This is a genomic window from Micromonospora sp. NPDC050686, assembly GCF_040654475.1.
Lineage (GTDB): Bacteria > Actinomycetota > Actinomycetes > Mycobacteriales > Micromonosporaceae > Micromonospora.
The window spans coordinates 10,173-35,665 of record NZ_JBFAID010000019.1 but is presented as its reverse complement, the minus strand read 5'-3'; the positions used below and the strand labels follow the sequence as shown (position 1 = coordinate 35,665).

Annotated in this window: 23 protein-coding genes; 11 read left to right on the top strand and 12 right to left on the bottom strand. The window is 73.9% G+C overall.

What is annotated here, in order from left to right; all coding sequences use genetic code 11:
* Nucleotides 1-136: 136 nt before the first annotated feature.
* Complete coding sequence (locus AB0H57_RS15260; RefSeq protein ID WP_357506669.1) at nt 137-1,705, top strand: lipopolysaccharide biosynthesis protein; 1,569 nt, start codon at nt 137-139, stop codon at nt 1,703-1,705.
* Nucleotides 1,706-1,730: 25 nt separating this feature from the next.
* Complete coding sequence (locus tag AB0H57_RS15255; protein ID WP_357506667.1) at nt 1,731-2,753, top strand: glycosyltransferase; 1,023 nt, start codon at nt 1,731-1,733, stop codon at nt 2,751-2,753.
* Between the two features lie 55 nt (nt 2,754-2,808).
* Here AB0H57_RS15255 and AB0H57_RS15250 read toward each other — a convergent pair whose 3' ends face one another.
* The 3 genes from AB0H57_RS15250 to AB0H57_RS15240 form a co-directional block, all read right to left on the bottom strand.
* Nucleotides 2,809-3,714 (bottom strand): glycosyltransferase, encoded by a 906-nt coding sequence (locus tag AB0H57_RS15250; RefSeq protein ID WP_357506665.1) that lies wholly within the window; start codon nt 3,712-3,714, stop codon nt 2,809-2,811.
* 240 nt (nt 3,715-3,954) lie between these two features.
* On the bottom strand, nt 3,955-5,724 hold the full coding sequence (locus AB0H57_RS15245; protein ID WP_357506663.1) for a hypothetical protein: 1,770 nt from the start codon (nt 5,722-5,724) through the stop codon (nt 3,955-3,957).
* Nucleotides 5,721-7,607, bottom strand: coding sequence for a trypsin-like peptidase domain-containing protein (locus AB0H57_RS15240; RefSeq protein ID WP_357506661.1), 1,887 nt, complete (start codon nt 7,605-7,607; stop codon nt 5,721-5,723). The genes AB0H57_RS15245 and AB0H57_RS15240 overlap by 4 nt, the downstream gene beginning before the upstream one ends.
* Before the next feature lie 141 nt (nt 7,608-7,748).
* On the opposite strand from AB0H57_RS15240, the gene AB0H57_RS15235 reads away from it, so the two are divergent.
* The 9 genes from AB0H57_RS15235 (at nt 7,749) to AB0H57_RS15195 (ending at nt 18,568) form a co-directional block, all read left to right on the top strand.
* Nucleotides 7,749-8,600, top strand: a complete 852-nt coding sequence (locus AB0H57_RS15235; protein WP_357506659.1) for a MurR/RpiR family transcriptional regulator — start codon at nt 7,749-7,751, stop codon at nt 8,598-8,600.
* A 12-nt stretch (nt 8,601-8,612) separates the two neighbouring features.
* A complete protein-coding gene (gene hutU, locus AB0H57_RS15230; protein WP_357506657.1) occupies nt 8,613-10,262 on the top strand; it encodes a urocanate hydratase in 1,650 nt (549 codons plus the stop codon).
* Nucleotides 10,263-10,273: 11 nt separating this feature from the next.
* A complete protein-coding gene (locus tag AB0H57_RS15225) occupies nt 10,274-11,494 on the top strand; it encodes an allantoate amidohydrolase (protein ID WP_357506655.1) in 1,221 nt (406 codons plus the stop codon).
* On the top strand, nt 11,491-12,846 hold the full coding sequence (locus AB0H57_RS15220; protein ID WP_357506777.1) for a formimidoylglutamate deiminase: 1,356 nt from the start codon (nt 11,491-11,493) through the stop codon (nt 12,844-12,846). The genes AB0H57_RS15225 and AB0H57_RS15220 overlap by 4 nt, the downstream gene beginning before the upstream one ends.
* Nucleotides 12,847-12,904: 58 nt before the next feature.
* Nucleotides 12,905-14,107, top strand: a complete 1,203-nt coding sequence (gene hutI, locus AB0H57_RS15215) for an imidazolonepropionase (protein WP_357506775.1) — start codon at nt 12,905-12,907, stop codon at nt 14,105-14,107.
* The gene (gene hutH / locus AB0H57_RS15210; RefSeq protein ID WP_357506653.1) at nt 14,104-15,639 is read left to right on the top strand and encodes a histidine ammonia-lyase; all 1,536 of its coding nucleotides are present in this window, start codon (nt 14,104-14,106) and stop codon (nt 15,637-15,639) included. Before hutI ends, hutH begins: the two co-directional genes overlap by 4 nt.
* Nucleotides 15,640-15,756: 117 nt before the next feature.
* Nucleotides 15,757-16,656, top strand: a complete 900-nt coding sequence (locus AB0H57_RS15205; protein ID WP_357506651.1) for a CPBP family intramembrane glutamic endopeptidase — start codon at nt 15,757-15,759, stop codon at nt 16,654-16,656.
* On the top strand, nt 16,653-17,936 hold the full coding sequence (locus AB0H57_RS15200) for a sensor domain-containing protein (RefSeq protein ID WP_357506649.1): 1,284 nt from the start codon (nt 16,653-16,655) through the stop codon (nt 17,934-17,936). The genes AB0H57_RS15205 and AB0H57_RS15200 overlap by 4 nt, the downstream gene beginning before the upstream one ends.
* Nucleotides 17,924-18,568, top strand: coding sequence for a response regulator transcription factor (locus tag AB0H57_RS15195; RefSeq protein ID WP_357506646.1), 645 nt, complete (start codon nt 17,924-17,926; stop codon nt 18,566-18,568). Before AB0H57_RS15200 ends, AB0H57_RS15195 begins: the two co-directional genes overlap by 13 nt.
* A 52-nt stretch (nt 18,569-18,620) precedes the next feature.
* Here the strand turns inward: AB0H57_RS15195 and AB0H57_RS15190 are convergent, their stop codons facing one another.
* The 9 genes from AB0H57_RS15190 to AB0H57_RS15150 form a co-directional block, all read right to left on the bottom strand.
* Entirely contained in the window at nt 18,621-18,845 is a 225-nt protein-coding gene (locus tag AB0H57_RS15190; RefSeq protein WP_357506781.1) for a hypothetical protein, read from the bottom strand.
* 25 nt (nt 18,846-18,870) lie between these two features.
* A complete protein-coding gene (locus AB0H57_RS15185; RefSeq protein ID WP_357506644.1) occupies nt 18,871-20,316 on the bottom strand; it encodes a glycosyltransferase family 39 protein in 1,446 nt (481 codons plus the stop codon).
* 161 nt (nt 20,317-20,477) lie between these two features.
* Nucleotides 20,478-21,092 (bottom strand): RdgB/HAM1 family non-canonical purine NTP pyrophosphatase, encoded by a 615-nt coding sequence (rdgB, locus tag AB0H57_RS15180; protein WP_357506642.1) that lies wholly within the window; start codon nt 21,090-21,092, stop codon nt 20,478-20,480.
* Between the two features lie 46 nt (nt 21,093-21,138).
* On the bottom strand, nt 21,139-21,864 hold the full coding sequence (rph, locus tag AB0H57_RS15175) for a ribonuclease PH (protein ID WP_357506640.1): 726 nt from the start codon (nt 21,862-21,864) through the stop codon (nt 21,139-21,141).
* Nucleotides 21,865-21,931: 67 nt separating this feature from the next.
* Complete coding sequence (locus AB0H57_RS15170) at nt 21,932-22,678, bottom strand: MBL fold metallo-hydrolase (protein WP_357506638.1); 747 nt, start codon at nt 22,676-22,678, stop codon at nt 21,932-21,934.
* A 206-nt stretch (nt 22,679-22,884) separates the two neighbouring features.
* Nucleotides 22,885-23,850, bottom strand: coding sequence for a cysteine synthase (locus tag AB0H57_RS15165; protein ID WP_357506636.1), 966 nt, complete (start codon nt 23,848-23,850; stop codon nt 22,885-22,887).
* 12 nt (nt 23,851-23,862) lie between these two features.
* Nucleotides 23,863-24,219: a MoaD family protein gene (locus tag AB0H57_RS15160; protein ID WP_357506634.1), complete on the bottom strand. Its 357-nt coding sequence runs from the start codon at nt 24,217-24,219 to the stop codon at nt 23,863-23,865.
* A 68-nt stretch (nt 24,220-24,287) separates the two neighbouring features.
* Nucleotides 24,288-24,776, bottom strand: coding sequence for a M67 family metallopeptidase (locus AB0H57_RS15155; protein WP_357506632.1), 489 nt, complete (start codon nt 24,774-24,776; stop codon nt 24,288-24,290).
* A 55-nt stretch (nt 24,777-24,831) separates the two neighbouring features.
* Nucleotides 24,832-25,332: a DUF2017 domain-containing protein gene (locus AB0H57_RS15150; protein ID WP_357506773.1), complete on the bottom strand. Its 501-nt coding sequence runs from the start codon at nt 25,330-25,332 to the stop codon at nt 24,832-24,834.
* Nucleotides 25,333-25,493 lie beyond the last annotated feature (161 nt).

Below are 25,493 nucleotides of genomic sequence, written 5' to 3'. Positions count from 1 at the left end.
TGGCTGACGAAAAATGACCGCTGGCCGGGCCCATCCTACGGCCCGGCCCCCACTGGTCGCTGTCGGCTGCTACCTTCGCTGCTCGACGCCGCAGCAGCGGGCGGATCCGCGCACCTCACCCCTCAGGTGGTCGACCTTGCCACGAGTACCCGCCTCGCATTCCGCGCAGCCGCCCGCCGCGCACCCGCCGCCGGCCGCCGGCCCACTGTTGGAGGTGGCGGCGGGCACCGCCGCCGAGCGGCGGCCACCGCCGGCCGGCGGCCGGTCCGCCTCGGTCGTCAAGGCCGGTGCGCTGTCCATGCTCGCGCTGCTCGCCGTCGGGTTGACCCGCCTGGTGCACGGCTCGCTGACCAGCCACCACACCGACCGTGCGACGTACGGCCTGGTCGGCATCATGCTGGCCGCCAGCATGATCGCCAGTCTGCTGCTGCCGGGCGGGGTGTCCGCCGGCATGTCGAAGTTCGTGGCGTTCCACCGGGGCGCGGCCGACGTGCCGGGCGCGTGGGCCGTCCATCGGTTCCTGTCCCGGGTCGGCGTGCTGTCCTCGGTGGTCCTCGGCCTGCTCACCGCGTTGGTGGTCCGGCAGCTGCACGACCTGGGGCCGGTGGACACCGCGTCGTTGGCCGCGCTGACCACCAGCTACGCGTTGTACACGGTGGACAAGGCGGCGATGTACGGGCACGGCCTGGTCCCGAGGTACGCGCGGATCGAGCTGGGCACGTCCGCGCTGGCCATCGTCGCCACGGTGGCGGTGATCGTCACCGGCCGGACGTTCTACCTGCTGCCGCTCTGCCTCGGCTACGGCACCTTCGTGTTGTTGTGCCGGCGGCAGCTCCGCCAGCAGCGACGGCGGGACCGGTCCGCCGAACCGGGCTCCTTCGACCGGCGCCAGGTGGTGTCGTTCGCGCTGCTGGCCAGCGTGGGAACGCTCGCCAGCGCCGGTTTCCTGCAGGCGACGCAGTTGCTTGCCGGTCACTTCGCGGCCCCGGCCGAGGTGGCGTACCTGGTCGCGGCGGTCGCCCTGATCGCCCCGCTGTACTTCCTGCCCCGGGCGATGGCGCTGGCGCTGTTCCCGGCCATGGCAGGCGCGCACGGCGCCGGTGACCGGTCGGCGGTCCGCCGGCAGGTGGACGTGTCGACCCGGGCGCTGGCCGTGGTGATGACGCCGGTGTTCCTGGTCGGTCTGGCGGCCGCGCCGCTGATCCTGACGCTCTTCGGTGGTGCCGGGTACGCCGGCGGCGCACCGGTGCTGCGCCTGATGCTCTGCGCCTCGTTCTTCGGGATCCTCCAGGTGCCCTCGGTCAACGCGCTGGCCGCCGGGGCCGCCGCGCAGAGCCGGATCCCGGTCGCCTCGGCGGTGACGGGGTGCCTGGTCGGGCTCGGTGTGGTGGCCGTCGCGGCCGGGCCGCTGGGGGCCACCGGCGTCGGGCTCGGCTACCTCGTGGGCACCGCCGTCACCGCGCTCGTCCCGATCCTCACCGTGTGGCGCCTCCACCGCCTGTCGTGGGCGGGGCCGCTGGCCCGGTGCCTCGGCTTGATGACCGCCGGCGCGCTGGTGGCCAGCCTCGACGCCCTGGGGGTCTGGTCGTGGCCGGCCGGGCTGGTGGCCGTCGTCGCACCGCTGGTGGCGCTGGCGGTGCTGCGTACCGAGCTGGTCGGGCTGCTCGCGGTGTTGCCGTCCCGCCGCCGCGCGGGCACCGAATGATGCCGGATCTCTGCTGGGAGAACAGTTGACGCACCTGATCGATCCCGCCACGACCACCCGTCCGCTGCGGGTCCTCGCGGTGACCAACCTCTGGCCGGAGGATCCGACCAGCTACCGGGGCATCTTCGTGCAGCGCCAGGTGACCGCGCTGCGGGCGCTGGGCCACCACGTGGACGTGGAGGTGATCGCGCAGTCGCGGGGCAAGCTCGACTACCTGACCGCCGGCCCCCGGGTGCGCCGCCGGGTGCAGGACGGCGGTTACGACATCGTCCACGTGCACTACGGCATGGCCGCCCCGGCGGCCCGGCTGGCCAACCATCCGGCGACCGTGCTGTCCCTGTACGGCAGCGACGTGAACGTGCCGCGCCAGCGCCTGATGACCAAGGCGGGTTGGGGCGGCACCCGCGCCCGGATCTACGTGTCGCGGCGGTTGGCCGAGACGGCGGGCGACCCGGAGGGGCACATCATTGCCAACGGGGTGGATTTCTCCTTCTTCCGGCCCGGGGACCGGATGGCCGCCCGCCGCCAGTTCGGCATTCCCGAGCAGGCCCGGGTGGTGCTCTTCGCCGCCGACCCGGCCCGGGAGGTGAAGGGGTACGACGTCTTCGCGGACGTGGTGGCCGAACTGCACCGGCGGGATCCGTCGGTGCGGGAGTTGATCCTGCACGCGCCCGGCCAGTTGCAGGCCGACCTGGTCCGCAAGTTCGATGCCGCCGACGTCCTGCTGTTCACCTCTCGGCGGGGTAAGGAGGGCTCGCCCACGGTGGTGAAGGAGGCCACCGCGATGGGCCTTCCGGTCGTGTCGGTGGACGTGGGTGACGTCGCCGAGGTGCTGGACGGGGTGCGGCCGGGCGCGATCGTCGGCTTCCCGGACGGCCCGATCGAGGGCGCCAACCGGGACCGGCTGGTGCGGGACCTGGCCGACCGGACGGCCGAGGTGCTGCGGGCCGGGCGGCGTGCCGACGGGCGGGAGAAGAACGCCTGGCTGGACGAACGGCTGGTGGCGGAGCGGATCGCCACCGTCTACCGGCGGGTGCTGGCGGGCTGACCGCAGCGGGGCGGGCCGGAAAGCCGTGTCACGAGCACGGCTTTCCGGCGGGCTCTCACCTGCCCAGCGCGGTCACCATGGCCTTGCCGATCTCGCTGGCCGCGCGGGCCGTCACCACGGCCAGCGCCAGGCCGGGGATCCGGCTGCTGCCGTAGGTGTTGATCAGCCTGTACCAGACCGAGAGGCCGGCCAGCCGATGCCGGCTGATGTTCGTGTCGTGGCGGTGGAAGCGCACCACCGGGTGGGCCAGGTGGGCCATGTGCACGCCGCTGGCCAGCGCGCGCAGGACCAGCTCCACGTCCACCTTGATCGGGGTGCCCTCGTCGTACCCGCCGATGCTGGTGAGCAGCTCCCGCTCCATGGACATGCCGGAGTGCTTGAACGGCAGCCGTGGCCGGGTCAGCACGGACCACAGCATCCGCCGCGGCGAATCGTACGACGGCAGCCGGATGACCTGGCTGCCGGCGCTGGTGAGCTCTTCGTAGTCGGTGTAGACCCAGCGCGCCCCGGTGCCCGCGAGCGCCGCGTGGATCCGGCTCAGGCCGTCCGGGGCCAGCTCGTCGTCGGAGTCCAGGACCGTGACGTAGCGGCCACGGGCCACCGTCAACGCGGTGTTCCGGGCCGCGCTGATGCCTGAGGGCGGCTGGCGTACCAGGCGGATCCGGTCGTCGGCGAGCAGACCGGCCCCGGCGAGGCGTTCCTGGACCGGGACGGTGGAACCGTCGTCGACGATCACCACCTCGAAGTCGGGGAAGTCGCCGGCGAGGACGCTGCGTACCGACTTCACCAGCAGGTCCGGGCGGTTCCGGACGGCGATGCAGACCGAGATGGCGGGGGTCGTGGGGCGTTCGGCCGATCGGGCGGCGGCCGCGACGGCCTCCGGGCGCCAGTGGGCAGGGTACGGCGCCGGCCGTGCGCCGAAGGCCGGCGGCTCGGACCGGGTGCCAGGAGATTGGACCATCACCGGTGATCGTCACCTGCCGCGCCGACGACCGGCGAAGCGCCGCCGTCCGATGCCGACGGCCAGTCCCGTACGTCCATGTCGATAACCCGCTCCCCGTGCACGTTCTCTTGTCCGACCTGGCGCCCGGAACGCCCCGAATGTCACCCCGAAACGTCACCGGATCGACACATGTCGCCGCCTGGCATTCCGGATTCTATGCACCGAATTGCTGGTCGGACGTCCGCCGAACGGCTGCTCTCACCGGGCGCTTCCGCCGTCCGGCCGGTTCCCGCCCGCACGGCGGGAACGTCGGGCGAGGGCCAGGATCTCGTCGGTGGCGAGGATGTGGGTGTTGACCTCGCTGGTGTCCGAGGGACGGCGGACCACCGGCAGCATCTCCGTCGCCGCGGTGTAGATCGAGGCCTCCTTCTCCCGGGAGCGGCGGCAGGCCCACCAGGCGAGCCCGACCACGGTCCACAGCAGAGCCGGCAGCAGCGGGTCCTCGAAGGCCGGGGAGAGGAAGGCGACCAGCGCGGCGAAGACCAGCGCGCCGACGCCCCACACCACGGCGGCGGACGGGGGCGGCGCGTTCCGCTGCCGGCGCTGCCGTCCCAGCGCGGCCAGCAGGGGCCGCAGCACGAAGAAGAGCCAGACCAGGAACGCGATGAGCCCGAGTACGCCGGCCTCCATGGTCAGGTGCAGCCAGAACGAGTCGACCTGGACGGCCTGGAAGCCGTAACGGTTGAAGCCCTTCGGGCCGAACTTCGGGTTCTCGTGCCAGTTGGGGTTGTTCTTCTCGGCGACCACGCCACCGAACTGGCCGATGCCGAAGCCGAGGAGCGGCTGACGCGGCAGGATGTCGGCGGCCTGCTGGAGGTAGAGCACCCGGATCTCGCGTACGGGTGCCGGCGACGGGCTCGGGGCGGGCCCGGCGGCCGGACCGGACGGCCGGGCAGTGGCCGTGGCCGACGGTTTCGGCTTCGCGGTCGACGTCCGGCCCGGCGTGGCGGCCGGCGAGCCGGCGGGACGCGGGGAGGCCGGCTCGGCCGCCGGCGGTGCCGGCTCGGTCCGGTGCTCACTGCCGGCCGGGTGGAGGAAGCCGGAGAAGGCGTTGTCCAGCCGGCGTTCCCACTCGGCCCGGTTGTCGGGCCGGGCGGCGATCTGCGCGGCGGTGCACAGCGACAGGATGAGGCAGACGGTCAGGACACGCCGGGCGCTGCCCCGCACCAGGATCGCGATCAGCACCCCGGCGACCAGGACGCCGAGCAACGACTCACGGGACTGGCTCGCCGACAGCGCCAGCGCCACCACGGCCGCCACCGCCCACCAGGCGAGGCGGACCCGCGGCTGCACCGCGACCCAGGCGATGAAACCGAGCAGGGCCAGCCCGAGCAGGTGCCCGAGGTGGTTCGGGTGGGGTTGCAGGCCCTGGGCGCGGCTCTGCTCCGCCCAGGTCATGTCCACCCAGCCGAGCATCCGGTAGGCCGGCGCCCCGACCAGCATCTGCACCAGCGCGAGGAGCACGTTCACCCCGACGACGGCCGCGACCACCAGCAGCAGCCGACGGACCAGGCCGGGTTCGAGGTCCGCGGCCCGCAGGGCGTAGAAGACCAGCACGCCCCGGAAGTAGACGAACAGCGCCTGACCCATCAGGCTCGTCGAGGAGTCGTTCACCAGGCCGGCGAGCACCATGACCAGGCCGAGCACGAGCAGGGCGAGGTCGGCGCCGGTCCGGAACCGGTGCCAGAGCCGGTCGACGACCACCTTCACCACCGTGAGCCCGGCCAGCCCCAGGTAGAGCAGGGTCTTGAGCTGTTTGGGCCACTGCGCCGCGTTCTCCAGGTTGGCCCGGGGATCGGCGCTGGTCGGCCCGCTGAGCACCTGCGCCCAGGTCTCGACCAGCACGTGCACCAGCAGGATCCCGACCACCACGACGATGGCGACCGACAGCAGGTGCGACAGCCCGCGGGACCGGCTGCCGTCGGCGGCGCTCCCGGCGGCGTGCCGGGCGGAGGCGGCGGCGCTCACGGACGACGCCGGGCGTTCAGGACGACGAGCAGGGCCAGCAGGATCAGCAGCGGCCCGCCCGCGCCGGCGAGCAGCCACCAGGCCCAGGCCGGCGCGCTCGCCGGCTCGCCCTCCAGTTGGCCCCGGCTGTCGGCGTTCTGCCGGTACGCCTCGGCCAGCCGGTTGTCGGGCACCTGCCGCGCCACGGCGGCGAGCTGGTCGGCGGCGGTGGCGTACCGGCCGGTGAAGTAGGCGTCCAGGCCGGAGCGGTAGAGCCGGTCGGTCTCGCCCGGCTCGGCCTTGACTCCGGCCTCGCCGAGCAGGCCGGTGAAGGCGGACGCGGGCAGCACCACCCGGTTCGCCCGGTCGGGGCGGGCCAGATCCTGGTCGAGCATGCCGATGACGCGGCCGGCGGGGTCGATGGCGATGCCTCCGTAGGAGGTGTTGCCGAGGTCCTCGCCGATGCGCCACATCGACACGTCACCGCGCCGGCCGGTGCCGGCGATCTTGACGCTCATCGTCCGGGGCCGGTAGGTGGCGGTACGGAAGTCGGCGTCGGTGGTGGCGAAGCCGAGGACGAGCAGGTGCCCGCTCTGGCTCACCCTGGCCCCGGTGTCCAGGCCGACCGCGGGCAGGCCGTTGCGGTTCAGCTTGACCAGGGCGACGTTGCCGGTCTCCTCGGTCTGCGCCGAGACCACCTGGCCGCCGATGGCCGGATCCTCGGTGACGTTGCCCTTGGCCTCGTTGAGCTGGGCGAAGAGCTGGGTAGCCGGTTCGGTGCCCTGGTCCACCCCGGTGAACAGGGTCCGGTCCAGGTTGGTGTTGAGGTAGTTCTCGACCTGGTTCTCGGCGAGCTTGCCCTCGCGCACCAGCATCCGCGCGACCGTGTCCAGGGCGATCCGCCGGGCGTACTCCTCGCCGGGCCGCACGCAGGAACTGCTCGTCAGGGCGTGGCCGTCCGGGTCGACGACGAAGCCGGTGCACCGCCGGCTGAAGGTGATCGGCGTGGGGCGCACCAGGGCGTTCGTGGCGCGGTCGCGCAGGTAGCCGGTGAAGACGGCCTCGAAGAACACCAGGGACGGCCCCGCCGCGGCGAGCGCCCGCTCCTGCGGGCTGGACGGCGCGGCGTTGGCCCATGGACTCAGGCCCGGCCGAACCGGATCGTCGACCGGGAACGCGGTCGCCGGGGCGGCGTCGCCGGCCTCGTCGCCGACGGCGGTGGCGACGCCGACGGCGCCGACCCCGGCGAGGATGCCGAGCACGAGCGCGGCGACGGCGAGCCAGAGCGCCGCACCGGAGCGGGCGGTGCCAGCGCCGGCCGCGGACGGCTGGATGCGGCGGGTCGGGTCGGCGAACGGGTCGGCGGGCGGCGAATCCGCGGGCGCCGGGACCGGAGTGGACGGTACGGCGAGCTGTGGCGCCGGCTGCTGGGGCACGTGGACGATCGGCTGCTGACCGGTGGCGTGCATCGCCCACGGCAGGTGCGGCGGCCCGGAGGTGGGCGTGGGCGAGCCGGACGTCGGCGCGCCGGAGACCGGCCGCGGCGGCGAGGTTATCGCGTCCGTCGCCGGGATCAGCACGGTCGCCTGCGCCTCGGGTGGGTGCAGGTCCATGCCGAGGGTCTGGAAGAGACGCTGGGCGCCCATCCCCTCCTCGGAGGGATAGGCGACCCACGGCTGCGCGGCGTCGAGGTCGGCGTTGACGTAACGCTGACCGCCCGGCGCCTGCGCCATGGCGTTGGCCGCGTTGCCGAATGCCTGTCGCCAGGCCACATCGGTCGCGGCGGCGCCTTCGAGCAGGGCCACCGTGACCAGCCGATCCTGCCCGTCGACGGCCCACCAGGCCGTACCCACCTGGCAGACGCCCAGCGCCTCGGTGAACCTGTACGGACCAACCGGCTGCATGCCACGACTCCTCTGCTCACCTGCCGTGCGGATAGTACAGAGAACGTGCACCGGCGCTGACCCGTGGGCGGTGGGATGGGACAGCGCGCGCGGCTCAACCGGACGGTTGCCTCTGAAAGTTTTCATGCATAGAGTCGCGGCATGAATGAAGGAGGTGTCGCCGCGGCGCCGGACCGGCTGCTCGACCTGTTCCAGGGCGTCCGGCTCACCCCGACCCAGCGGCGCATCGCGCACTGCCTCGTGCAGCACGCCACCACCGCGGCGTACCTGTCCGCCGCCGAGGTGGCCGAGCTGGCCGGGGTCAGCCAGCCGTCGGTCACCCGGTTCGCGGTGGCGCTCGGCCACGACGGCTACCCGGCGCTGCGCCGCCGGCTGCGGGAGATCGCCCCGGCCGGCGGCCCCGACGACGCGGACGCCGGCAACGAACTCCAACGGGCGGTCCGCGCCGAGATGGGCAACCTGGACCGGCTCGCCGGCGAGCTGGCCGACCGGAAGCGGATCGCCGAGGCCGGCCGGCTGCTCGCCACCAGCCGGCCACTGCCCGTGCTGGGGCTGCGCGCCGCCGCGCCGCTGGCCGCCTACTTCGCGTACTTCGCCGCGAAGGTGCACCCCGACGTGCGGGTCCTCGACGACGGCGGCAGCCTGCTCACCGACCGCCTGGAGCAGGCCGCCGCGGCCGGGGCACGCGCCCTGCTCGCCTTCGTCCTGCCCCGCTACCCCCGGGAGACGCTGGACGCGCTGCGCGACGCCCGGGACGCCGGGCTGACCGTCGTCGCTATCACCGACTCGCCGGTCAGCCCCGCCGACGAGTACGCCGCGCTGGTGCTGCCCGCCGCGGTCGGCACCGGCCTCGTCTTCGACCTGCACACCGCCCCGATGACCCTGGCCATGGTGGTCCTCCAGGCGATCTGCGACGCCACCCCGGCCGAGACCCAGGCCCGGCTCGAGGCGTTCGAGTCGTCCGCCGCCCGCCGCCAGTTGTTCCTCGGCTGAGAGGAGTACGAGATGCACCAGCCCGTCCGCGCCGCCCGCGGCACCACCCGCACCGCGAAGGGGTGGCCGCAGGAGGCCGCCCTGCGAATGCTGATGAACAACCTCGACCCCGAGGTGGCCGAGCGCCCCGAGGACCTAGTGGTCTACGGCGGCACCGGGAAGGCCGCCCGGGACTGGCCGTCGTACCAGGCGCTGGTGCGTACGCTCACCGAGCTGCGCGACGACGAGACGATGCTGGTGCAGTCCGGCCGCCCGGTGGGCGTGCTGCGCACCCACGAGTGGGCGCCCCGGGTGCTGCTGGCCAACTCCAACCTCGTCGGCGACTGGGCCACCTGGCCGGAGTTCCGGCGGCTGGAGGCGCTCGGCCTGACCATGTACGGCCAGATGACCGCCGGCTCCTGGATCTACATCGGCACCCAGGGCATCCTCCAGGGCACCTACGAGACGTTCGCTGCCGTCGCGGCCAAGCGGTTCGACGGAACCCTGGCCGGGACGCTGACGCTCACCGCCGGCTGCGGCGGGATGGGCGGGGCGCAGCCCCTCGCGGTCACCATGAACGGCGGCGCCTGCCTGGTCGTGGACGTGGACCGCAGCCGGCTGGAGCGGCGGGCGCACGACCGCTACCTCGACGAGATCGCCGACTCCCTCGACGACGCCGTCGAGCGGGCGCTGGCCGCCAAACGGGACCGGCGGGCGCTGAGCGTCGGCGTGGTCGGCAACGCCGCCACGGTCTTCCCGGAGCTGCTGCGCCGGGGCGTGGCGATCGACGTCGTCACCGACCAGACCAGCGCGCACGACCCGCTGTCGTACCTGCCGGAGGGGGTGGAGCTGGCCGACGCCCGGGAGTACGCGGCGGCCAAGCCGGCCGAGTTCACCGACCGGGCCCGGGCGTCGATGGCGAAGCACGTCGAGGCGATGGTCGGCTTCCTCGACGCCGGCGCGGAGGTCTTCGACTACGGCAACTCGATCCGCGGCGAGGCGAAGCTCGGCGGGTACGAGCGGGCCTTCGACTTCCCCGGCTTCGTGCCGGCGTACATCCGGCCGCTGTTCTGCGAGGGCAAGGGCCCGTTCCGGTGGGCGGCGCTCTCCGGCGACCCGCGCGACATCGCCGCCACCGACCGGGCCATCCTCGACCTGTTCCCGGAGAACGAGTCCCTGGCCCGGTGGATCCGGCTGGCCAGCGAGCGGGTCGCCTTCCAGGGCCTGCCGGCCCGGATCTGCTGGCTCGGCTACGGCGAACGGGACTCCGCGGGGGTCCGGTTCAACGAGATGGTCGCCTCCGGTGAACTTTCCGCGCCGGTGGTGATCGGCCGGGACCACCTGGACTGCGGCAGCGTGGCCAGCCCGTACCGGGAGACCGAGGCGATGGCCGACGGCTCCGACGCGATCGCCGACTGGCCGCTGCTCAACGCGCTGGTCAACACGGCCAGCGGGGCGTCCTGGGTGTCCATCCACCACGGCGGTGGGGTCGGCATCGGCCGGTCCATCCACGCCGGCCAGGTCTGCGTCGCCGACGGCAGCGCCCTCGCCGGCCAGAAGATCGAGCGGGTGCTGACCAACGACCCGGCGATGGGCGTGATCCGGCACGTCGACGCAGGCTACGACGACGCCCGCGAGGTCGCGCAGCGCACCGGCGTCCGCGTCCCCATGGCCGAAGCGTGAGGAGGGGTCCCTTGTTGACGCATTCGGTAGCGGAAGGGCCCCTTCCTAACCGGTTTCGGGAGCTGTGGGACGAGATCGCGCCGGTCGGGCGGGATGAAGGCAGCGGGGGTTACCTGCGGTACGCGCTGACCGAGCCGGAGCTGCGGCTGCGCGAGTGGTTCCGGGACCAGGCCGACGCGCGCGGCATGCCGGTGCAGCAGGACGGCAACGGCAACCTGTTCGCCTGGTGGGGCGACCCGGCGGCCGGCGACGCGGTGCTCACCGGCAGCCACTTCGACTCGGTGCCGCACGGCGGGGCGTACGACGGGCCGCTCGGCATCGTCAGCGCCCTGCTCGCCGTGGACGAGCTGCGGGCCGCCGGGGTCACCCCCACCCGGCCGGTGGTGGTGGCCGCGTTCGTCGAGGAGGAGGGCGCCCGGTTCGGCGTACCCTGCCTGGGGTCCCGGCTGCTCACCGGGGAGATCGCGGTCGACCGCGCGGCCGGGCTGCGCGACGCCGACGGGGTGAGCTTCGCCGAGGCGTTGGGCGAGCGACCGGCGGGCGCCGACCCGGGCCTGCTCGGCCGCTTCGCGGCCTTCGTCGAGCTGCACGTCGAGCAGGGCCGCGCGCTGGTCGACCAGGCCGCGCCGGTCGCGGTGGCCGCCGCGATCTGGCCGCACGGCCGCTGGCGGTTCGACTTCCACGGCGAGGCCAACCACGCGGGTACGACCCGGATGGCCGACCGCCGCGACCCGATGCTCACCTACGCGTTCACCGTGCTCGCGGCGAACAAGGAGGCCCGGCTGCGCGACGCGCACGCCACCGTGGGCCGGGTGGCGGTCGAGCCGAACGCCACCAACGCCATCCCGGCGAAGGTGACCGGCTGGCTGGACGCCCGGGCGGCGGAGGCGGCGACGCTGGACGGCCTGGTCGAGGCGGTACGCGCCAAGGCCACCGAGCGGGCCCGCCGGGACGGCACCGAGCTGACCCTGACCCAGGAGTCGGCCACCCCCCTCGTCGCGTTCGACGGCGGGCTGGCCGGGCGGCTGGCGGCGCTGCTGGACGCGCCGGTGCTGCCCACCGGGGCGGGACACGACGCCGGCGTGCTGGCCGCGCACCTGCCCACCGCCATGCTGTTCGTGCGGAACCCGACCGGGGTGTCGCACTCCCCCGCCGAGTCCGCCACCGACGCCGACTGCGCCGCCGGGGTGACCGCCCTGGCCCGGGTGCTGGAGGAGCTGGCATGCCGTTGACCCGCTGGCTGGCCGAGTACGCCTGGCTGCCCGAGCACGCCGAACCCACCCCGGACGTGCTGATCGAGGCCGAGGACGGTCGGATCACCGCGGTCACCCCGCTGACCGGCGGGGGGCGGCCCACCGCCGGGGTGGAGGTGCTGCGCGACGCCGCCCGGCTGCCCGGCCTCACCCTGCCCGGGCTGGCCAACGCCCACTCGCACGCCTTCCACCGGGCGCTGCGCGGGCGCACCCACGGCGGCCGGGGCGACTTCTGGTCCTGGCGGGAGGTCATGTATGACGTCGCCGGCCGGCTCGACCCGGACTCGTACCTGGCGCTGGCCCGGGCCGCGTACGCGGAGATGGCCCTGGCGGGGATCACCTGCGTCGGCGAGTTCCACTACCTGCACCACGGCCCGGGCGGGCAGCCGTACGACGACCCGAACGCGATGTCGGCGGCGCTGGTCGAGGCCGCCGCGCACGCCGGGATCCGGCTCACCCTGCTGGACACCGCGTACCTGACCGCGAGCGTCGACGGGGCGCCGCTGGACGGGCCGCAGCGCCGGTTCGGCGACGGCGACGCGCTGCGCTGGGCGGCGCGGGTCGACGCGTTCCGCCCGGAGGACGGCCACGCCCGGGTCGGCGCGGCCATCCACTCGGTGCGTGCGGTGCCCGCCGAGCAGCTCGCCACGGTGGCCGGCTGGGCCGACCGCAACGGCGTGCCGCTGCACGTGCACCTGTCCGAGCAGCCGGCCGAGAACGACGCCTGCCGGGCGGTGCACGGTCGCACCCCGACCCGGCTGCTGGCCGACCACGGCGTGCTCGGCCCGCACACCACCGCGATCCACGCCACCCACCCCACCAGCGCGGACCTCACGCTCCTCGGGGACAGCGGCACCCGCGTCTGCCTCTGCCCCACCACGGAACGGGACCTGGCCGACGGCATCGGGCCGGCCCGCCGGATGGCCGAGGCGGGCAGCCCGCTCAGTCTCGGCAGCGACAGCCACGCGATGGTCGACCTCTTCGAGGAGGCCCGCGCGGTGGAACTGGACGAGCGGCTGCGCACCCGCAAGCGGGGGCACTTCAGCGCCGTCGAGCTGCTGGCCGCCGCCACCGTCGGCGGGCACGCCGCGCTCGGCTGGGGCGACGCCGGCCGGCTGGCCGTCGGCGACCGCGCCGACCTGGTCACCGTACGGCTGGACACCGCCCGCACCGCCGGGGTGCCGCCGGTCGGCGCGTTCTTCGCGGCCACCGCCGCCGACGTCAGCCACGTGGTGGTCGACGGCCGGCCGGTGGTCGCCGACGGCCGGCACCTCACCGTCGACGTGCCGGCGGAGCTGCGAGCCGCCATCGCGGAGGTGACTGCCCCGTGAGCGCGAGGAGTGAGCCGGGTTTGCGAGCCGCGCAGTCGCGAACAGAGGTAGAACAATGATCGGCAGTCTGCTGGTGGACAACATCGGGGAGCTGGTCACCAACGCCCCCCGCGACGGCGTGGACGACCCGCTGGGGCTGCGCCGGGACGCCGCCCTGCTGGTCGAGGACGGCGAGGTGGCCTGGATCGGGCCGGCCCGGTACGCGCCGGCCGCCGACCGCCGGATCGACGCCGGGGGCGCGGCCGTGCTGCCCGGCTTCGTGGACAGCCACGCCCACCTGGTCTTCGCCGGGGACCGCGCTGCCGAGTTCGCCGCCCGGATGGCCGGCGAGCCGTACACCGGGGGCGGCATCCGGACCACCGTCGGGGCCACCCGCGCCGCCTCCGACGACGAGCTGCGCGCGAACGTGCGCCGGCTGCGCGACGAGGCGATGCGGCAGGGCACCACCACCATCGAGATCAAGAGCGGGTACGGCCTCACGGTCGCCGACGAGGCCCGCTCGCTGCGGATCGCCGCCGAGTTCACCGGGGACACCACGTTCCTCGGCGCGCACGTGGTCCCCGCCGAGTACGCCGACCGCCCCGACGACTACGTCGGCCTGGTCTGCGGGCCGATGCTCGCCGCCGCCGCTCCGCACGCCCGCTGGATCGACGTGTTCTGCGAGCGGGGCGCCTTCGACGCCGACCACGCGCGGGCGATCCTCGCCTGCGGGCAGGCCGCCGGCCTGGGCGTGCGGGTGCACGCCAACCAGCTCGGCCCCGGGCCGGGCGTGCGGCTGGGGGTGGAGCTGGGCGCGGCCAGCGTCGACCACTGCACCCACCTGTCCGACGCCGACGTGGACGCCCTGGCGTCCACCAGGAGCGCTGCGGACGCACCGGCGGCCGGCACGGCCACCGTCGCCACGCTGCTGCCGGGGGCCGAGTTCTCCACCCGGTCGCCGTACCCGGACGCCCGCCGGCTGCTCGACGCGGGGGTGACCGTTGCCCTCGCCACCGACTGCAACCCCGGCTCGTCGTACACCTCGTCGATGCCGTTCTGCCTCGCCCTCGCCGTACGCGAGATGCGGATGACCCCGGCGGAGGCCGTCTGGGCCGCGACCGCCGGTGGGGCGGCGGCGCTGCGCCGCGACGACGTCGGTGTGCTGCGGCCCGGCGCCCGGGCCGACCTCGTGATCCTCGACGCCCCCACCCACCTGCACCTGGCCTACCGGCCGGGCGTTCCCCTGATCCGCCAGGTTCTGCACAACGGAGTGCCGCGATGACCGTGACCATCCAGCCCACCGGGATCACCCCCGCCGACCTGCTCGCCGTGGCGCGCGGCACGACCAAGGTCGTCCTCGACCCCGCCACCGTCGAGGCGATGGCGACCAGCCGCGCCATCGTGGACCGCATCGAGGCCGCCGGCCGGCCCGTGTACGGCGTCTCCACCGGCTTCGGGGCGCTCGCCAACACGTTCGTCGCCCCCGAGCGGCGGGCCGAGCTCCAGCACGCGCTGATCCGCTCGCACGCCGCCGGGGTCGGCGCGCCGATGCCCCGCGAGGTGGTCCGGGCGATGATGCTGCTGCGGGTGCGCTCGCTGGCGCTGGGCCGCTCCGGGGTCCGGCCGCTGGTCGCCGAGGCCCTGGTGGACCTGCTCAACCACGAGGTGACCCCGTGGGTGCCGGAGCACGGTTCGCTGGGCGCCTCCGGTGACCTGGCCCCGCTGGCGCACTGCGCGCTGGTGCTGCTCGGCGAGGGCTGGGTGCTCGGGCCGGGCGGCGAGCGGATCCCCGCCGCCGACGCGCTGCGCGGGGTCGGGCTGACCCCGATCGAGCTGGCCGCCAAGGAGGGGCTGGCGCTGATCAACGGCACCGACGGGATGCTCGGCATGCTGCTGATGGCGGTGCACGACGCCCGGCACCTGTTCGCCATGGCCGACGTGACCGCCGCGCTGGCCATCGAGGCGATGCTCGGCTCGGAACGGCCGTTCCTGCCGGAGCTGCACGCGATCCGGCCGCATCCGGGGCAGGCGGCGTCGGCGGCGAACATCCACCGGCTGCTGCAGGGCTCGGCGGTGATGGACTCGCACCGCGACGACCTGGCGCACGCCGTGCAGGACGCGTACTCGATGCGCTGCGCGCCGCAGGTCGCCGGCGCGGCCCGGGACACCCTCGACTTCGTCGAGACGGTCGCCGGCCGGGAACTGCTGTCGGTGGTGGACAACCCGGTGGTGCTGCCCGACGGGCGGGTCGAGTCGACGGGCAACTTCCACGGCGCGCCGCTCGGCTTCGCCGCCGACTATCTGGCCATCGCCGCCGCCGAGGTGGGTGCGATCGCCGAGCGGCGGGTGGACCGGTTGCTCGACGTGACCCGCTCCCGGGACCTGCCGGCGTTCCTGTCCCCCGACGCCGGGGTGAACTCCGGGCTGATGATCGCCCAGTACACGGCGGCCGGGATCGTCGCGGAGAACCGCCGGCTGGCCGCGCCCGCCTCGGTGGACTCGCTGCCGACCAGCGGCATGCAGGAGGACCACGTCTCGATGGGCTGGGCGGCGACCAAGAAGCTGCGCACCGTGCTGGACAACCTGACCAGCCTGCTCGCGGTGGAGCTGCTGGCCGCGGTGCGCGGCCTCCAGCTGCGCGCCCCGCTGGACCCGTCGCCGGCCGGCCGGGCGGCGGTGGCCGCGCTGGGCGCGGCGGCGGGCGAGCCGGGGCCGGACGTGTTCCTCGCCCCGGTGATGGAGGCCGCCCGGGCGGTGGTGGCCGGTCCGGAGCTGCGGGCCGCGATCGAGCGCGAGGTGGGGCCGCTGAGCTGACCGGCGCCGCTGCCGGGGGGCTGTCCCCCAGAAAGGTCGGAGGCCAGCCCCGTACCTCCCGCCGAGCGGGGCCCATAGCGTCGGAGTCGCCCAGCCCGTCCACCTGAGGAGGACGACTTGACCACGACGCAGCTCCGCCGACCGCACCGGCCCGGGCCGGCCGGACGGCTGTTCCTCGGCCCGGATCGCCGGTTGCGCCGGTGGTGGCGGGTCCTCGCCTACCTCGCCGCCGTGCTGGCGCTGGCCGCGCCGCTCGGCGGGTGGGGGCAGCGGTCGCTGACCGCCAACCTGATCGCGCACGCCGGGGTGCTCCTCGGCGTGCTTGGCCTCACCTATGTGTTTCGGCGACACGTCGACCGGCGGCGGTGGCGGGACATCGGGCTGACCGGGCGGCCCGGCCGGAACCTGTGGGTCGGTTTCCTGACCGGCGTGCTGGCGATGGTCGCGTATCTTGCCGTGCTGTGGGGGGCGGGCTGGGCGCGGTTCACCGGGACGGAGCTCGCCGACCGGGGGGTCCCTGGCGCCGTCGGGCTGCTCGGCGCCGGCCTGTTCTTCTTCGCCACCAGCGCCGTCGTGCAGGAGGTCGCCTTCCGGGGGTACGTGTTGCAGACGCTCGCCGACGGCTGGTCGCTGCGCGGCGCGGCGGTGAGTTCGAGCGTGATCTTCGCGCTGCTGCACTTCTCCGGCGTGCCGACACCGCTGTTCGCGCTGATCCTGCTCGCCGACCTCGGGCTGATGGCCGGTTTCCTCGTGCTGACCCGGCTCTCCACTGGTGCACTGTGGCTGGCGATCGGCTTCCACACCGCCTGGAACTGGACGATGGACACCGTCTTCTCCCTGGACACCGACGTCGGCGCGGACTACGGCGACGCGCTGGTCCACGTACGGCTGCACGCGCCGGCGGCCGGGCTCGGGCCGCAGGGCGCGGCGGAGCTGCTGTATCTGCTCACCTCGGCGCTGCTCTTCACCGGGTACTGGCTGGTCACCAGCCGCCGTCGGGCGGTGGTGCCGGGATGAGGCGGTTCCTCCGGACGGTGTTGGCGGCGCCGGTGCGCGCCCGCACCGGGCGGGAGACCCTGCACCTGCTCCTCGGCGCCCCGCTGTCGGCCGTCGCGCTGCTCTTCGTGGGGCTGGCCGGGTACGCCGCCCTGGCCAGCGTGACCGTGGTGGGTCTCGGGCTGCTCGCCGGGGTGGTCACGGCGGCGCGCGGAATCGGCGTCCTGGAACGGCTCCGGGCCCGCCGCCTGCTCGACCTCGACCTGCCCCCGGCCGCACCGCGGGCCCGGCGGCACCCGGGTGCCGTCGGCTGGGTCCGGGACGCGCTGTCCGATCGCACCGGCTGGCGGTGCCTGCTGCACGCGCTGGTTGCCGTGCCGGTCGGTGTGGCCCAGGCGTACCTGGTGGGGCTGTGGTGGCTGCTGTCGCTGGCCACGCTGAGCTACCCGCTCTGGGGGTGGCTGATGCCACTGCGGAACGGGCAGCGCGCGGACGAGATCCGGCTCGGCGGCTGGCAGTGGTACCCGGACCGCTGGCCGTACCCGCTGCTGGTCTGCGCCGTGGGTGTGGTCGGGGTGCTCGCGGCCCCGTGGCTGGTGGCCGGGCTGGCCGGCCTCGACCGGCTCCGGCTCCGGGCGCTGCGGACCGGTTCGACCGCGCGCGAGCAGGTGGAGTTGTCGGAACGCCGCCGGGTCCGGGCCGTCGAACAGTCCGGCGCCCAGCTGCGGCGGATCGAGCGGGACCTGCACGACGGCGTGCAGGCCCGGATGGTCGCGCTCGCCCTGGAGCTCGGCCGGGCCCGCGCCGACATCGGCGACGGGCTGACGTCGCCGCAGGTCGCCGAGCGGGTGACCGCGGCGCACGAGGAGGCGAAGCAGGCCCTGGCCGAGCTGCGCGAACTGGCCCGCGGCATCTACCCGGCGGTGCTGACCGACCTGGGTCTGGACGGGGCCGTACCGCTGCTGACCGCCCGCTGTCCGATCCCCGTCGACACCGACATCGACGTACCGGGCCGGCCGTCCCGGGTGGTGGAGACCAACGCCTACTTCTGCATCGCCGAACTGCTCACCAACATCACCAAGCACAGCGCCGCCACCAGCGCGTCGGTACGGGTCCGGCGGCGCGGCGACCGGCTGCTGGTCGTGGTGGGCGACGACGGCCGGGGCGGTGCCAGGATCGTCCCTGGCGGTGGCCTGGACGGGGTGACGTCGCGGGTGGACACCGCCGGCGGAACGGTGTCGGTGACCAGCCCGGCCGGCGGTCCGACCGAGATCAGGATGGAGCTGCCGTGCGAGTGGTGATAGCGGAGGACTCCGTCCTCCTCCGGGACGGCCTCGGTCGGCTGCTCAGCGACAAGGGGCACGAGGTGGTGGCCGCCGTCGACGACGTGCCGGCGCTGCTGGACGCGGTCCGGGACCGTGCCCCGGATCTGGCCGTGCTGGACATCCGGCTGCCGCCCAGCTACACCGACGAGGGGCTGCGCGCGGCGCGGGAGATCCGCTCCCGGCCCCCGGCGACGCCGGTGCTGCTGCTCTCCCAGTACGTGGTGGACCGCTACGTCGACGACCTGCTCAGCGCCGATCCGAGCGGGGTCGGCTACCTGCTGAAGGATCGGGTCGCCGACGTCGCCGAGTTCCTTCGCGCGGTCACCGAGGTCGGCGCCGGCGGCACCGTCCTCGATCCCGAGGTGGTCCGCCAACTGGTGGGACGCAGCCGCCGCCGCAGCGCGCTCGACGCCCTCACCGCCCGGGAACGGGACGTGCTGGCCGCGATGGCCCAGGGCCAGTCGAACGCCTCGGTGGCCGGGACGCTGCACATCTCGGAGGGATCGGTGGAGAAGCACGTCGCGAGCATCTTCGCGAAGTTGGGGCTGGCGAACGACCGCCAGACCCACCGGCGGGTGCTGGCGGTCGTCGCGTACCTGCGCTCCTGACCGGTCAACCGGCCGGGCCGGCCCAGGGCGATCCCGGGGGGCGGGTCACCGCTCAGGCGGCCGGCGGAAGCACCTTGGCGACCAGCTTGGCCAGCTCGCGCGGCGCCTTGCCCCGGTGGCTGACCGCGTCCTTCTCCGCCGGGGTCAGCTCGGCCTCCGCCGGGGTCAGCTCGGCGTTGGTCCGTTCCTGGCCGTCGCCGAAGAGCGGGAAGTGCTGCGCGGCCCCGAACTGCGTGCGGCGATCGAGCGGGAGGTGGGCCCGCTCGGCTGAGACCATGTGTCGGCGAGCGTGCCGACCGGGCTCAGGCCTTAGGCACCAGCAACAGCACCGTGACGCCTTCGTACGACTCGATTCGGCCGGCGACGTAGCGGGTGCGCAGGCGTTCCCCCAGCTGGCCGCCGCCGAGCAGAGAATGCCACTGCTTGGCGGGGGCGTTGATGGTGCTGACCACCCACAGGCGGTCCACGCCCGCCACCACCCGTGCGGCGGTGGCGTCGTCGTGGTCCAGGGCGTAGTAGGAGTGCTGTTGCCTCGCCGACGCCAATGCCAGCACGTCACGCGGTCGACGTTCGGGCAGGTAGAGGCCGATGGCGAGGCGAGAGACGTTCTGCTGTGGGCCGCGATGCAGGATCCCGTCGCCGGGCTGTTGAGCGGAGGCGATGACAGCGTACGCGGAGCGCAGATCGGGGTTGCCGGAGAGGGTGTCGACCTGCAGGGCGGTGTGCGCCGACAAGCCCAACACGGCCGCCGCCGCGACCACCGCCGGCCCGGTCCACCGACCGAGGCATGCCTGGGCGGCGAGCAGGCACCACGCCGGGACGGTGAACAGCAGATACCGCGGGTGCAGCATTGGTTCGGACAGCGATACCAGGAACAACACCACGGGGGGCACGACTCCCCACGCAACGAGCAGTGCGGTGGCCCGGTTCGCGGGCGGACGTACCACCAGGGCCGCGCCGATCAGGAGACCACCGACCGCTGCGGCACCCACCGTCTCACCCGGCAACTGGGGCAACCTCGCCCAACTTGGGGTGCCCAACCACGCCACCTGCCCGGACTGGCCGGAGCCGAGCAGCAACAGCGGCACCACGGGCAGCAGCCCGACGGCGACCGCGGCAGCCCAGCGCACCGCGTCAGCCCGGCGCGACGCCATGTAGGCCAGGTGTGCGGCCAGCAGCATGAGCGCCAGCAGGTGCGCGGCGGCCAGGATTGGGATGGTAAGGGCGTAGACGATCCAGCGTCGCCAGGTCTGCCGCTCGGCCGCCCACATCAGAGCGAGGGTCGAGAGCAGGGCAGCGGCACTCGCGAGGGCGTACGGGCGGGCCTCCTGCGCGTACCGTGACACCGCCGGAAGTGCGGCGAACAGCAGCCCGGCGACCAGCCCCGCTCGGGTGTTGGCAAGGCGGCGGCCGAGCACCACCACCAGCGCTGCGGCCACAGCCATCGCCGCCAGGGACGGCACCCGCAGCGACAGCTGCGACGCCCCGAAGACCCGGGCCCACGCGTGCAGTGCCAGGTAGTAAGGGGCGAACACCACGTCCACGTTCCGCACCACCGCGCCAAGGTCTCGCACGGGCAGGGTGGCCGCATACCAGGTGACCACCTCGTCCTGGTGGAACTGCCGGCCCATTCCGTACAGGCTGGCGACGATCGTCGCGGCGGAGGAGGCGGCGGGTGCAGCGGCAGGGTGAGCCCAAACGCCACGCCGGGGTAGTGGCGGGGCCGGTGCGTCGAGGACGGCGGTCATGGATGCGCAGCGTACGGCACATGTTGATCGTCCACGCGACCGTCGGCACCACCCGAGCGCTCCGCACACCAAGACCCTGACCGTGATCGGCGAATCGACCGGCTCCTTGCCTCGCCCTGTCTGCGGGAGGCCCGGTTGAGCGATCTCGGGACAGGGACGGATCAGCCGGGCGGGAGCACCTTGGCGACCAGCTTGGCCAGCTCGCGCAGCGCCTTGCCCCGGTGGCTGACCGCGTCCTTCTCCGCCGGGGTGAGCTCGGCGTTGGTCCGCTCCTGGCCGTCGCCGAGGAAGATCGGGTCGTAGCCGAAGCCGCCGTCGCCGCGCGGCGCGCGCAGCAGCCGCCCCGGCTGGCGGCCGTCGACCAGGTGCTCCTTGCCGGTGGGCAGCACCAGCGCCACGGTGCAGACGAAGGACGCCCCCCGGTGCTCGTCGGGCAGGTCGGCGATCTGGTCCAGCACCAGCTGGAGGTTGGCCAGGTCGTCGCCGTGCGAGCCGGCCCAGCGGGCGCTGAACACGCCCGGCATCCCGTTGAGCGCGTCCACCGCCAGCCCGGAGTCGTCGGCGATGGTGGGCAACCCGGTACGCCGGCAGCCCTCCCGGGCCTTGATCAGGGCGTTCTCGCCGAAGGTCAGCCCGGACTCGGGCAGCTCGGGGTACTCCTCCACATCGTCGAGGCCGAGCAGGGCGACCCGGTGCGCGCCGAGCGCGCCGTCCAGGATCCGCTGCAACTCGATCAGCTTCTTGCGGTTGCGGGTGGCGAGCAGGACCTTGTTCATGCCGGTCACCTTCCGTTCGCGAGGGGGTGGCCAACCCTCGCGTTCATCACGACAGTGCCTTGCGCTGGGCCTCGGCCAGCTCGGCGCAGCCGGCCAGCCCGAGGTCGAGCAGGGCGTCGAGCTGGTCCCGGGCGAAGACGCCGTCCTCGCCGGTGCCCTGCACCTCGACGAACTCGCCGGCGGCGGTGCAGACCACGTTCATGTCCACCTCGGCGGCCACGTCCTCCTCGTAGCACAGGTCCAGGCGCGGCTCGCCGGCGACGATGCCGACGCTGACCGCCGCGACCGACCGGCGCATCACCTTCTCCGGCCGGCCGCTGAGCGCCTTGCGCTCGGCCAGCCAGCTCACCGCGTCGTGCAGCGCGACATACGCCCCGGTGATCGCGGCGGTGCGGGTGCCGCCGTCGGCCTGGAGCACGTCGCAGTCGAGCACGACGGAGTTCTCGCCGAGCGCCTTGAGGTCGATGGCGGCCCGCAGGCTGCGCCCGATCAGCCGGGAGATCTCGTGGGTCCGCCCGCCGATCCGGCCCTTGACGCTCTCCCGGTCGGAGCGGGTGTTGGTGGCGCGCGGCAGCATCGCGTACTCGGCGGTGACCCAGCCGAGGCCGGAGCCCTTGCGCCAGCGGGGGACGCCCTCGGTCACGCTCGCCGTGCAGAGCACCCGGGTGCCGCCGAACTCGACGAGCACCGATCCCTCCGGGTGGGTGCTCCAGCCCCGGGTCAACGTCACCGGTCGGAGTTGGTCGGGTTGCCGCCCGTCAGGTCGCGCCATGCCTGCACCCTATGCGGTGCGATGATCGACCGCTGCCGGGGTGGCCCCGGTCCCGCCGACGCCGGGGTCAGATCTCGTAGCTGGCGCCGGCCCGGACGACCTCCAGCGGCCCGGTGTACGCGGCGGCGGCCGACTCGACGGTGTGCGCCTCGCTGCCCCAGGCCGGCACCAGGTGGGTCAGCAGCAACCGGCCGACCTCGGCCTTGGTGGCGTACTCGGCCGCCTCCCGGCCGGTCAGGTGCAGGTCCGGCGGGTTCTCCACGCCGTCGAGGTAGCTCGCCTCGCAGAGGAACACGTCGGCGCCCTGGGCGAGCCGCAGCAGCGCGTCGCAGGGCGCGGTGTCGGACGAGTAGCAGAGCACCCGGCCGCCGTGCTCCAGCCGGACGCCGTACGTCTCGACCGGGTGGTTCATCCGGTCGACGGTGACCGTGAACGGGCCGATCGGGAAGGTGCCCGGTTGCAGGCCGTAGAACTGGTAGACGTCCTCGACCGTGCCGTCGTCCGGCCCGTAGGCGGCGGCCAGCCGGTCGGGGGCGCCCGGCGGCGCGTACACCGGCAGGGGCGGGTAGGGGCCGTCCGGGGCGTACCGGCGGACGACGATGTAGCTGACCGCGTCGAGCATGTGGTCGCAGTGCAGGTGGGTCAGCAGGATCGCGTCGGGGGCGTGCAGCCCGACGTACCGCTGGAGGGTGGACAGCGCCCCGGAGCCGAAGTCGACCAGCAATCGGAATCCGTCGGCCTCGACCAGGTACGCCGAACACGGCGAGTCGGGGCCCGGGAAGCTGCCGGCGCAACCCAGAACGGTCAGTCGCATCCGGTCGTCCCGCGCTCACGCGTAGTAGTCGCCGTCCCGGCCCTCGGCCCGCCGATGATCTCTACCGACGCGTACGCCACGCTGCGCAGCCTACGCGCGGTGGGCGGCGGCAAGAATCGTCTCTCCGAAGTTGTCATCAAGGTGACACAGTGTCGCGGTCGCCGGCGTGGCCGGTGCGGGCCGCCGGGCGGCCCGCACCGGACCGGTCAGGCCCAGAGCTGCCCCTCCAGGGCGTCCTCGGCGTCGGCCAGCGTGCCGCCGTAGGCGCCGGTGGACAGGTATTTCCAGCCGCCGTCGCAGACCACGAAGGCGACGTCTGCGCCCCGCCCGTCGCGTACCGCCTCGTGCGCCACGGCGAGGGCGGCGTGCAGGATCGCGCCGGTGGAGAACCCGGCGAAGATGCCCTCCACCTCGACGAGCTGCCGGGTACGCAGCACGGCGTCCCGGGTGCCCACCGAGAACCGCCGGGACAGCACCGCGGCGTCGTACAGCTCGGGGACGTACCCCTCGTCGATGTTGCGCAGCCCGTAGACCAGCTCGCCGTAGCGGGGCTCGGCGGCGACGATCTGGATGTCGTCGACCTTCTCCCGCAGGTAGCGCCCGGTGCCCATCAGGGTGCCGGTGGTGCCCAGGCCCGCCACGAAGTGCGTGATGGTGGGCAGGTCGCGCAGCAGCTCGGGCCCGGTGGTCTCGTAGTGCGCCCGGGCGTTGGCCTCGTTGCCGTACTGGTAGAGCATCACCCAGTCGGGGTGCTCGGCCGAGATCTGCTTCGCGCTGGCGACCGCCTGGTTCGAGCCGCCGGCCGCCGGCGAGAAGATGATCTCCGCGCCGTACATCCGGAGCAGCTGGACCCGCTCGGTGGAGACGTTCTCCGGCATCACGCAGACCAGCCGGTATCCGCGCAGCTTTGCCACCATGGCCAGCGAGATTCCGGTGTTGCCGCTGGTCGGTTCAAGGATGGTGTCACCCGGCCGGAGCCGGCCGGCCGCCTCGGCCGCGCGGACCATGAACAGGGCGGCCCGGTCCTTGACGCTGCCGGTCGGGTTCCGGTCCTCCAGCTTCGCCCAGAGCCGCACCGGCGGCGCCCCGGCGGGCACCGTCGGCGAGAGCCGCGGCAACCCCACCAGCGGGGTGCCGCCACACGCGTCGAGCAGGCTTTCGTACCGCGCCATGGGTGACCGCCCTCAGCGGGCGGCGACGGCCGCGTCCCGCGCGGCGGTGGCCGCCCGGTGCTGCGAGATCGCGGCGGCTGCCGCGAAGCCGAAGGCGCCACCGGCGACGGCCGGCAGGATGGTGACGCTGTCGCCGTCGTTGAGCTTGGCGTCCAGCGCGCCCAGGAAGCGGACGTCCTCGTCGTTGACGTAGACGTTGACGAAGCGGTGCAGCGCACCGGCCTCGGTGACCAGCCGGGCCTTCAGGCCGGCGTGCCGGGAGTCCAGGTCGGTGAGCAGGTCGGCCAGGGTGTCCCCGGCGCCCTCGACGACCTTCGCGCCGCCGGTGTAGCTGCGCAGGATGGTGGGGATGCGAACCTCGATGGACATGGTGTCGTACTCCTTGATCGGGTGTGCCACGGTGACGGGAAGGAGGAGCTGGCCGGACGCTGAGGAGGTCAGCGGCCCGAACACTCGTAGTCGACCGTCGCCGGGCTCTGCCCGAACATGTAGGACTGGACGGCGTGCGGGTCCACGGCCGCGTCCACGATCCGCACCGGCTCCTCGGTGACCACGCCGTCGACGATGCGGAAGGAGCGGATCTCCTCCGTGTCGCTCTCCCGGGTGGAGACGAGCAGGTAGTGCGCCCCCGGCTCACCGGCGAAGGAGACGTCCGTGCGGGACGGGTAGGCCTCCGTGGCGGTGTGCGAGTGGTAGATGACCACCGGCTCCTCGTCGCGGTCGTCCATCTCCCGCCACAACCGCAGCTGCTCCATCGAGTCGAACTCGTAGAAGGTCATGGAGCGGGCGGCGTTCTCCATCGGGATGTGCCGGGTCGGGGTGTCGCTGCCGACGGGGCCGGCGACCACGCCGCACGCCTCGTCGGGGTGGTCCCGGCGCGCGTGGGCCACGATCGCGTCGATGATCGACCGGTCGATGCTCAGCACGCCTACCAGCCTAGCGCCTGACCGGGTACGGCGGCGAAGTGGCGACGCTCACCCATCAGTCGATCAAGGCGTTGAGCAGGGATTCCTGCAGATAGCCCAGATACGCGTAGACCGACAGTTGGAACACCCGGGACGAGGTGGGGTCGGTGGCCACCGCCTCGTCGAGCTCCTCGGCCAGATCGGTGCCGTCGGAGATGTCCAGCCGGACGCCCATGGCCAGCCGGGCGTCGTTAAGCGCCCGCAGCCACGCCTCCGCCGCCTCCGCGTCGAGCCGCACCTCACCACCGGAGTCGGTGACGTCGGGCAGCGCCGCGAGGATCGCCCCGGCCTGGTCGATCTTGGCCGTCTTCAGGTCGCCCTCGGTGTAGCGGCGAAACTCGGCGGTGCTCGCCGAGTCGTCCGGGTAGACGTCGGGAAAGAGCCGACCCACCACCGGGTCGGTGTGGTCGAAGCCGTCGGTGAGCAAACCGACCACCTCGGAGGCGACCTTGCGCAGCACCCGGACCTCGTCCACGGCGAAGGTCGCCACGTACCGCCCGCCCTGGCAACGGAACATACTCACGGTGCCATCCCTGTTCGCGACTGCGGGGCTCGCAAAACCGGCTCACTCCTCACGCTCACGGCCATCCCTGTTCGCGACTGCGGGGCTCGCAAAACCGGCTCACTCCTCACGCTCACGGCCATCCCTGTTCGCGACTGCGGGGCTCGCAAAACCGG

Excerpts from the sequence above, each read along its gene's own strand:
- AB0H57_RS15250 (WP_357506665.1), bottom strand. The coding sequence starts at position 3,714 with ATGGTCCAATCTCCTGGCACCCGGTCCGAGCCGCCGGCCTTCGGCGCA.
- AB0H57_RS15240 (WP_357506661.1), bottom strand. The coding sequence starts at position 7,607 with ATGCAGCCGGTTGGTCCGTACAGGTTCACCGAGGCGCTGGGCGTCTGC.
- AB0H57_RS15235 (WP_357506659.1), top strand. The coding sequence starts at position 7,749 with ATGAATGAAGGAGGTGTCGCCGCGGCGCCGGACCGGCTGCTCGACCTG.
- hutU (WP_357506657.1), top strand. The coding sequence starts at position 8,613 with ATGCACCAGCCCGTCCGCGCCGCCCGCGGCACCACCCGCACCGCGAAG.
- hutH (WP_357506653.1), top strand. The coding sequence starts at position 14,104 with ATGACCGTGACCATCCAGCCCACCGGGATCACCCCCGCCGACCTGCTC.
- AB0H57_RS15200 (WP_357506649.1), top strand. The coding sequence starts at position 16,653 with ATGAGGCGGTTCCTCCGGACGGTGTTGGCGGCGCCGGTGCGCGCCCGC.
- AB0H57_RS15190 (WP_357506781.1), bottom strand. The coding sequence starts at position 18,845 with ATGGTCTCAGCCGAGCGGGCCCACCTCCCGCTCGATCGCCGCACGCAG.
- AB0H57_RS15185 (WP_357506644.1), bottom strand. The coding sequence starts at position 20,316 with ATGACCGCCGTCCTCGACGCACCGGCCCCGCCACTACCCCGGCGTGGC.
- rdgB (WP_357506642.1), bottom strand. The coding sequence starts at position 21,092 with ATGAACAAGGTCCTGCTCGCCACCCGCAACCGCAAGAAGCTGATCGAG.
- rph (WP_357506640.1), bottom strand. The coding sequence starts at position 21,864 with ATGGCGCGACCTGACGGGCGGCAACCCGACCAACTCCGACCGGTGACG.
- AB0H57_RS15170 (WP_357506638.1), bottom strand. The coding sequence starts at position 22,678 with ATGCGACTGACCGTTCTGGGTTGCGCCGGCAGCTTCCCGGGCCCCGAC.
- AB0H57_RS15165 (WP_357506636.1), bottom strand. The coding sequence starts at position 23,850 with ATGGCGCGGTACGAAAGCCTGCTCGACGCGTGTGGCGGCACCCCGCTG.
- AB0H57_RS15160 (WP_357506634.1), bottom strand. The coding sequence starts at position 24,219 with ATGTCCATCGAGGTTCGCATCCCCACCATCCTGCGCAGCTACACCGGC.
- AB0H57_RS15150 (WP_357506773.1), bottom strand. The coding sequence starts at position 25,332 with ATGTTCCGTTGCCAGGGCGGGCGGTACGTGGCGACCTTCGCCGTGGAC.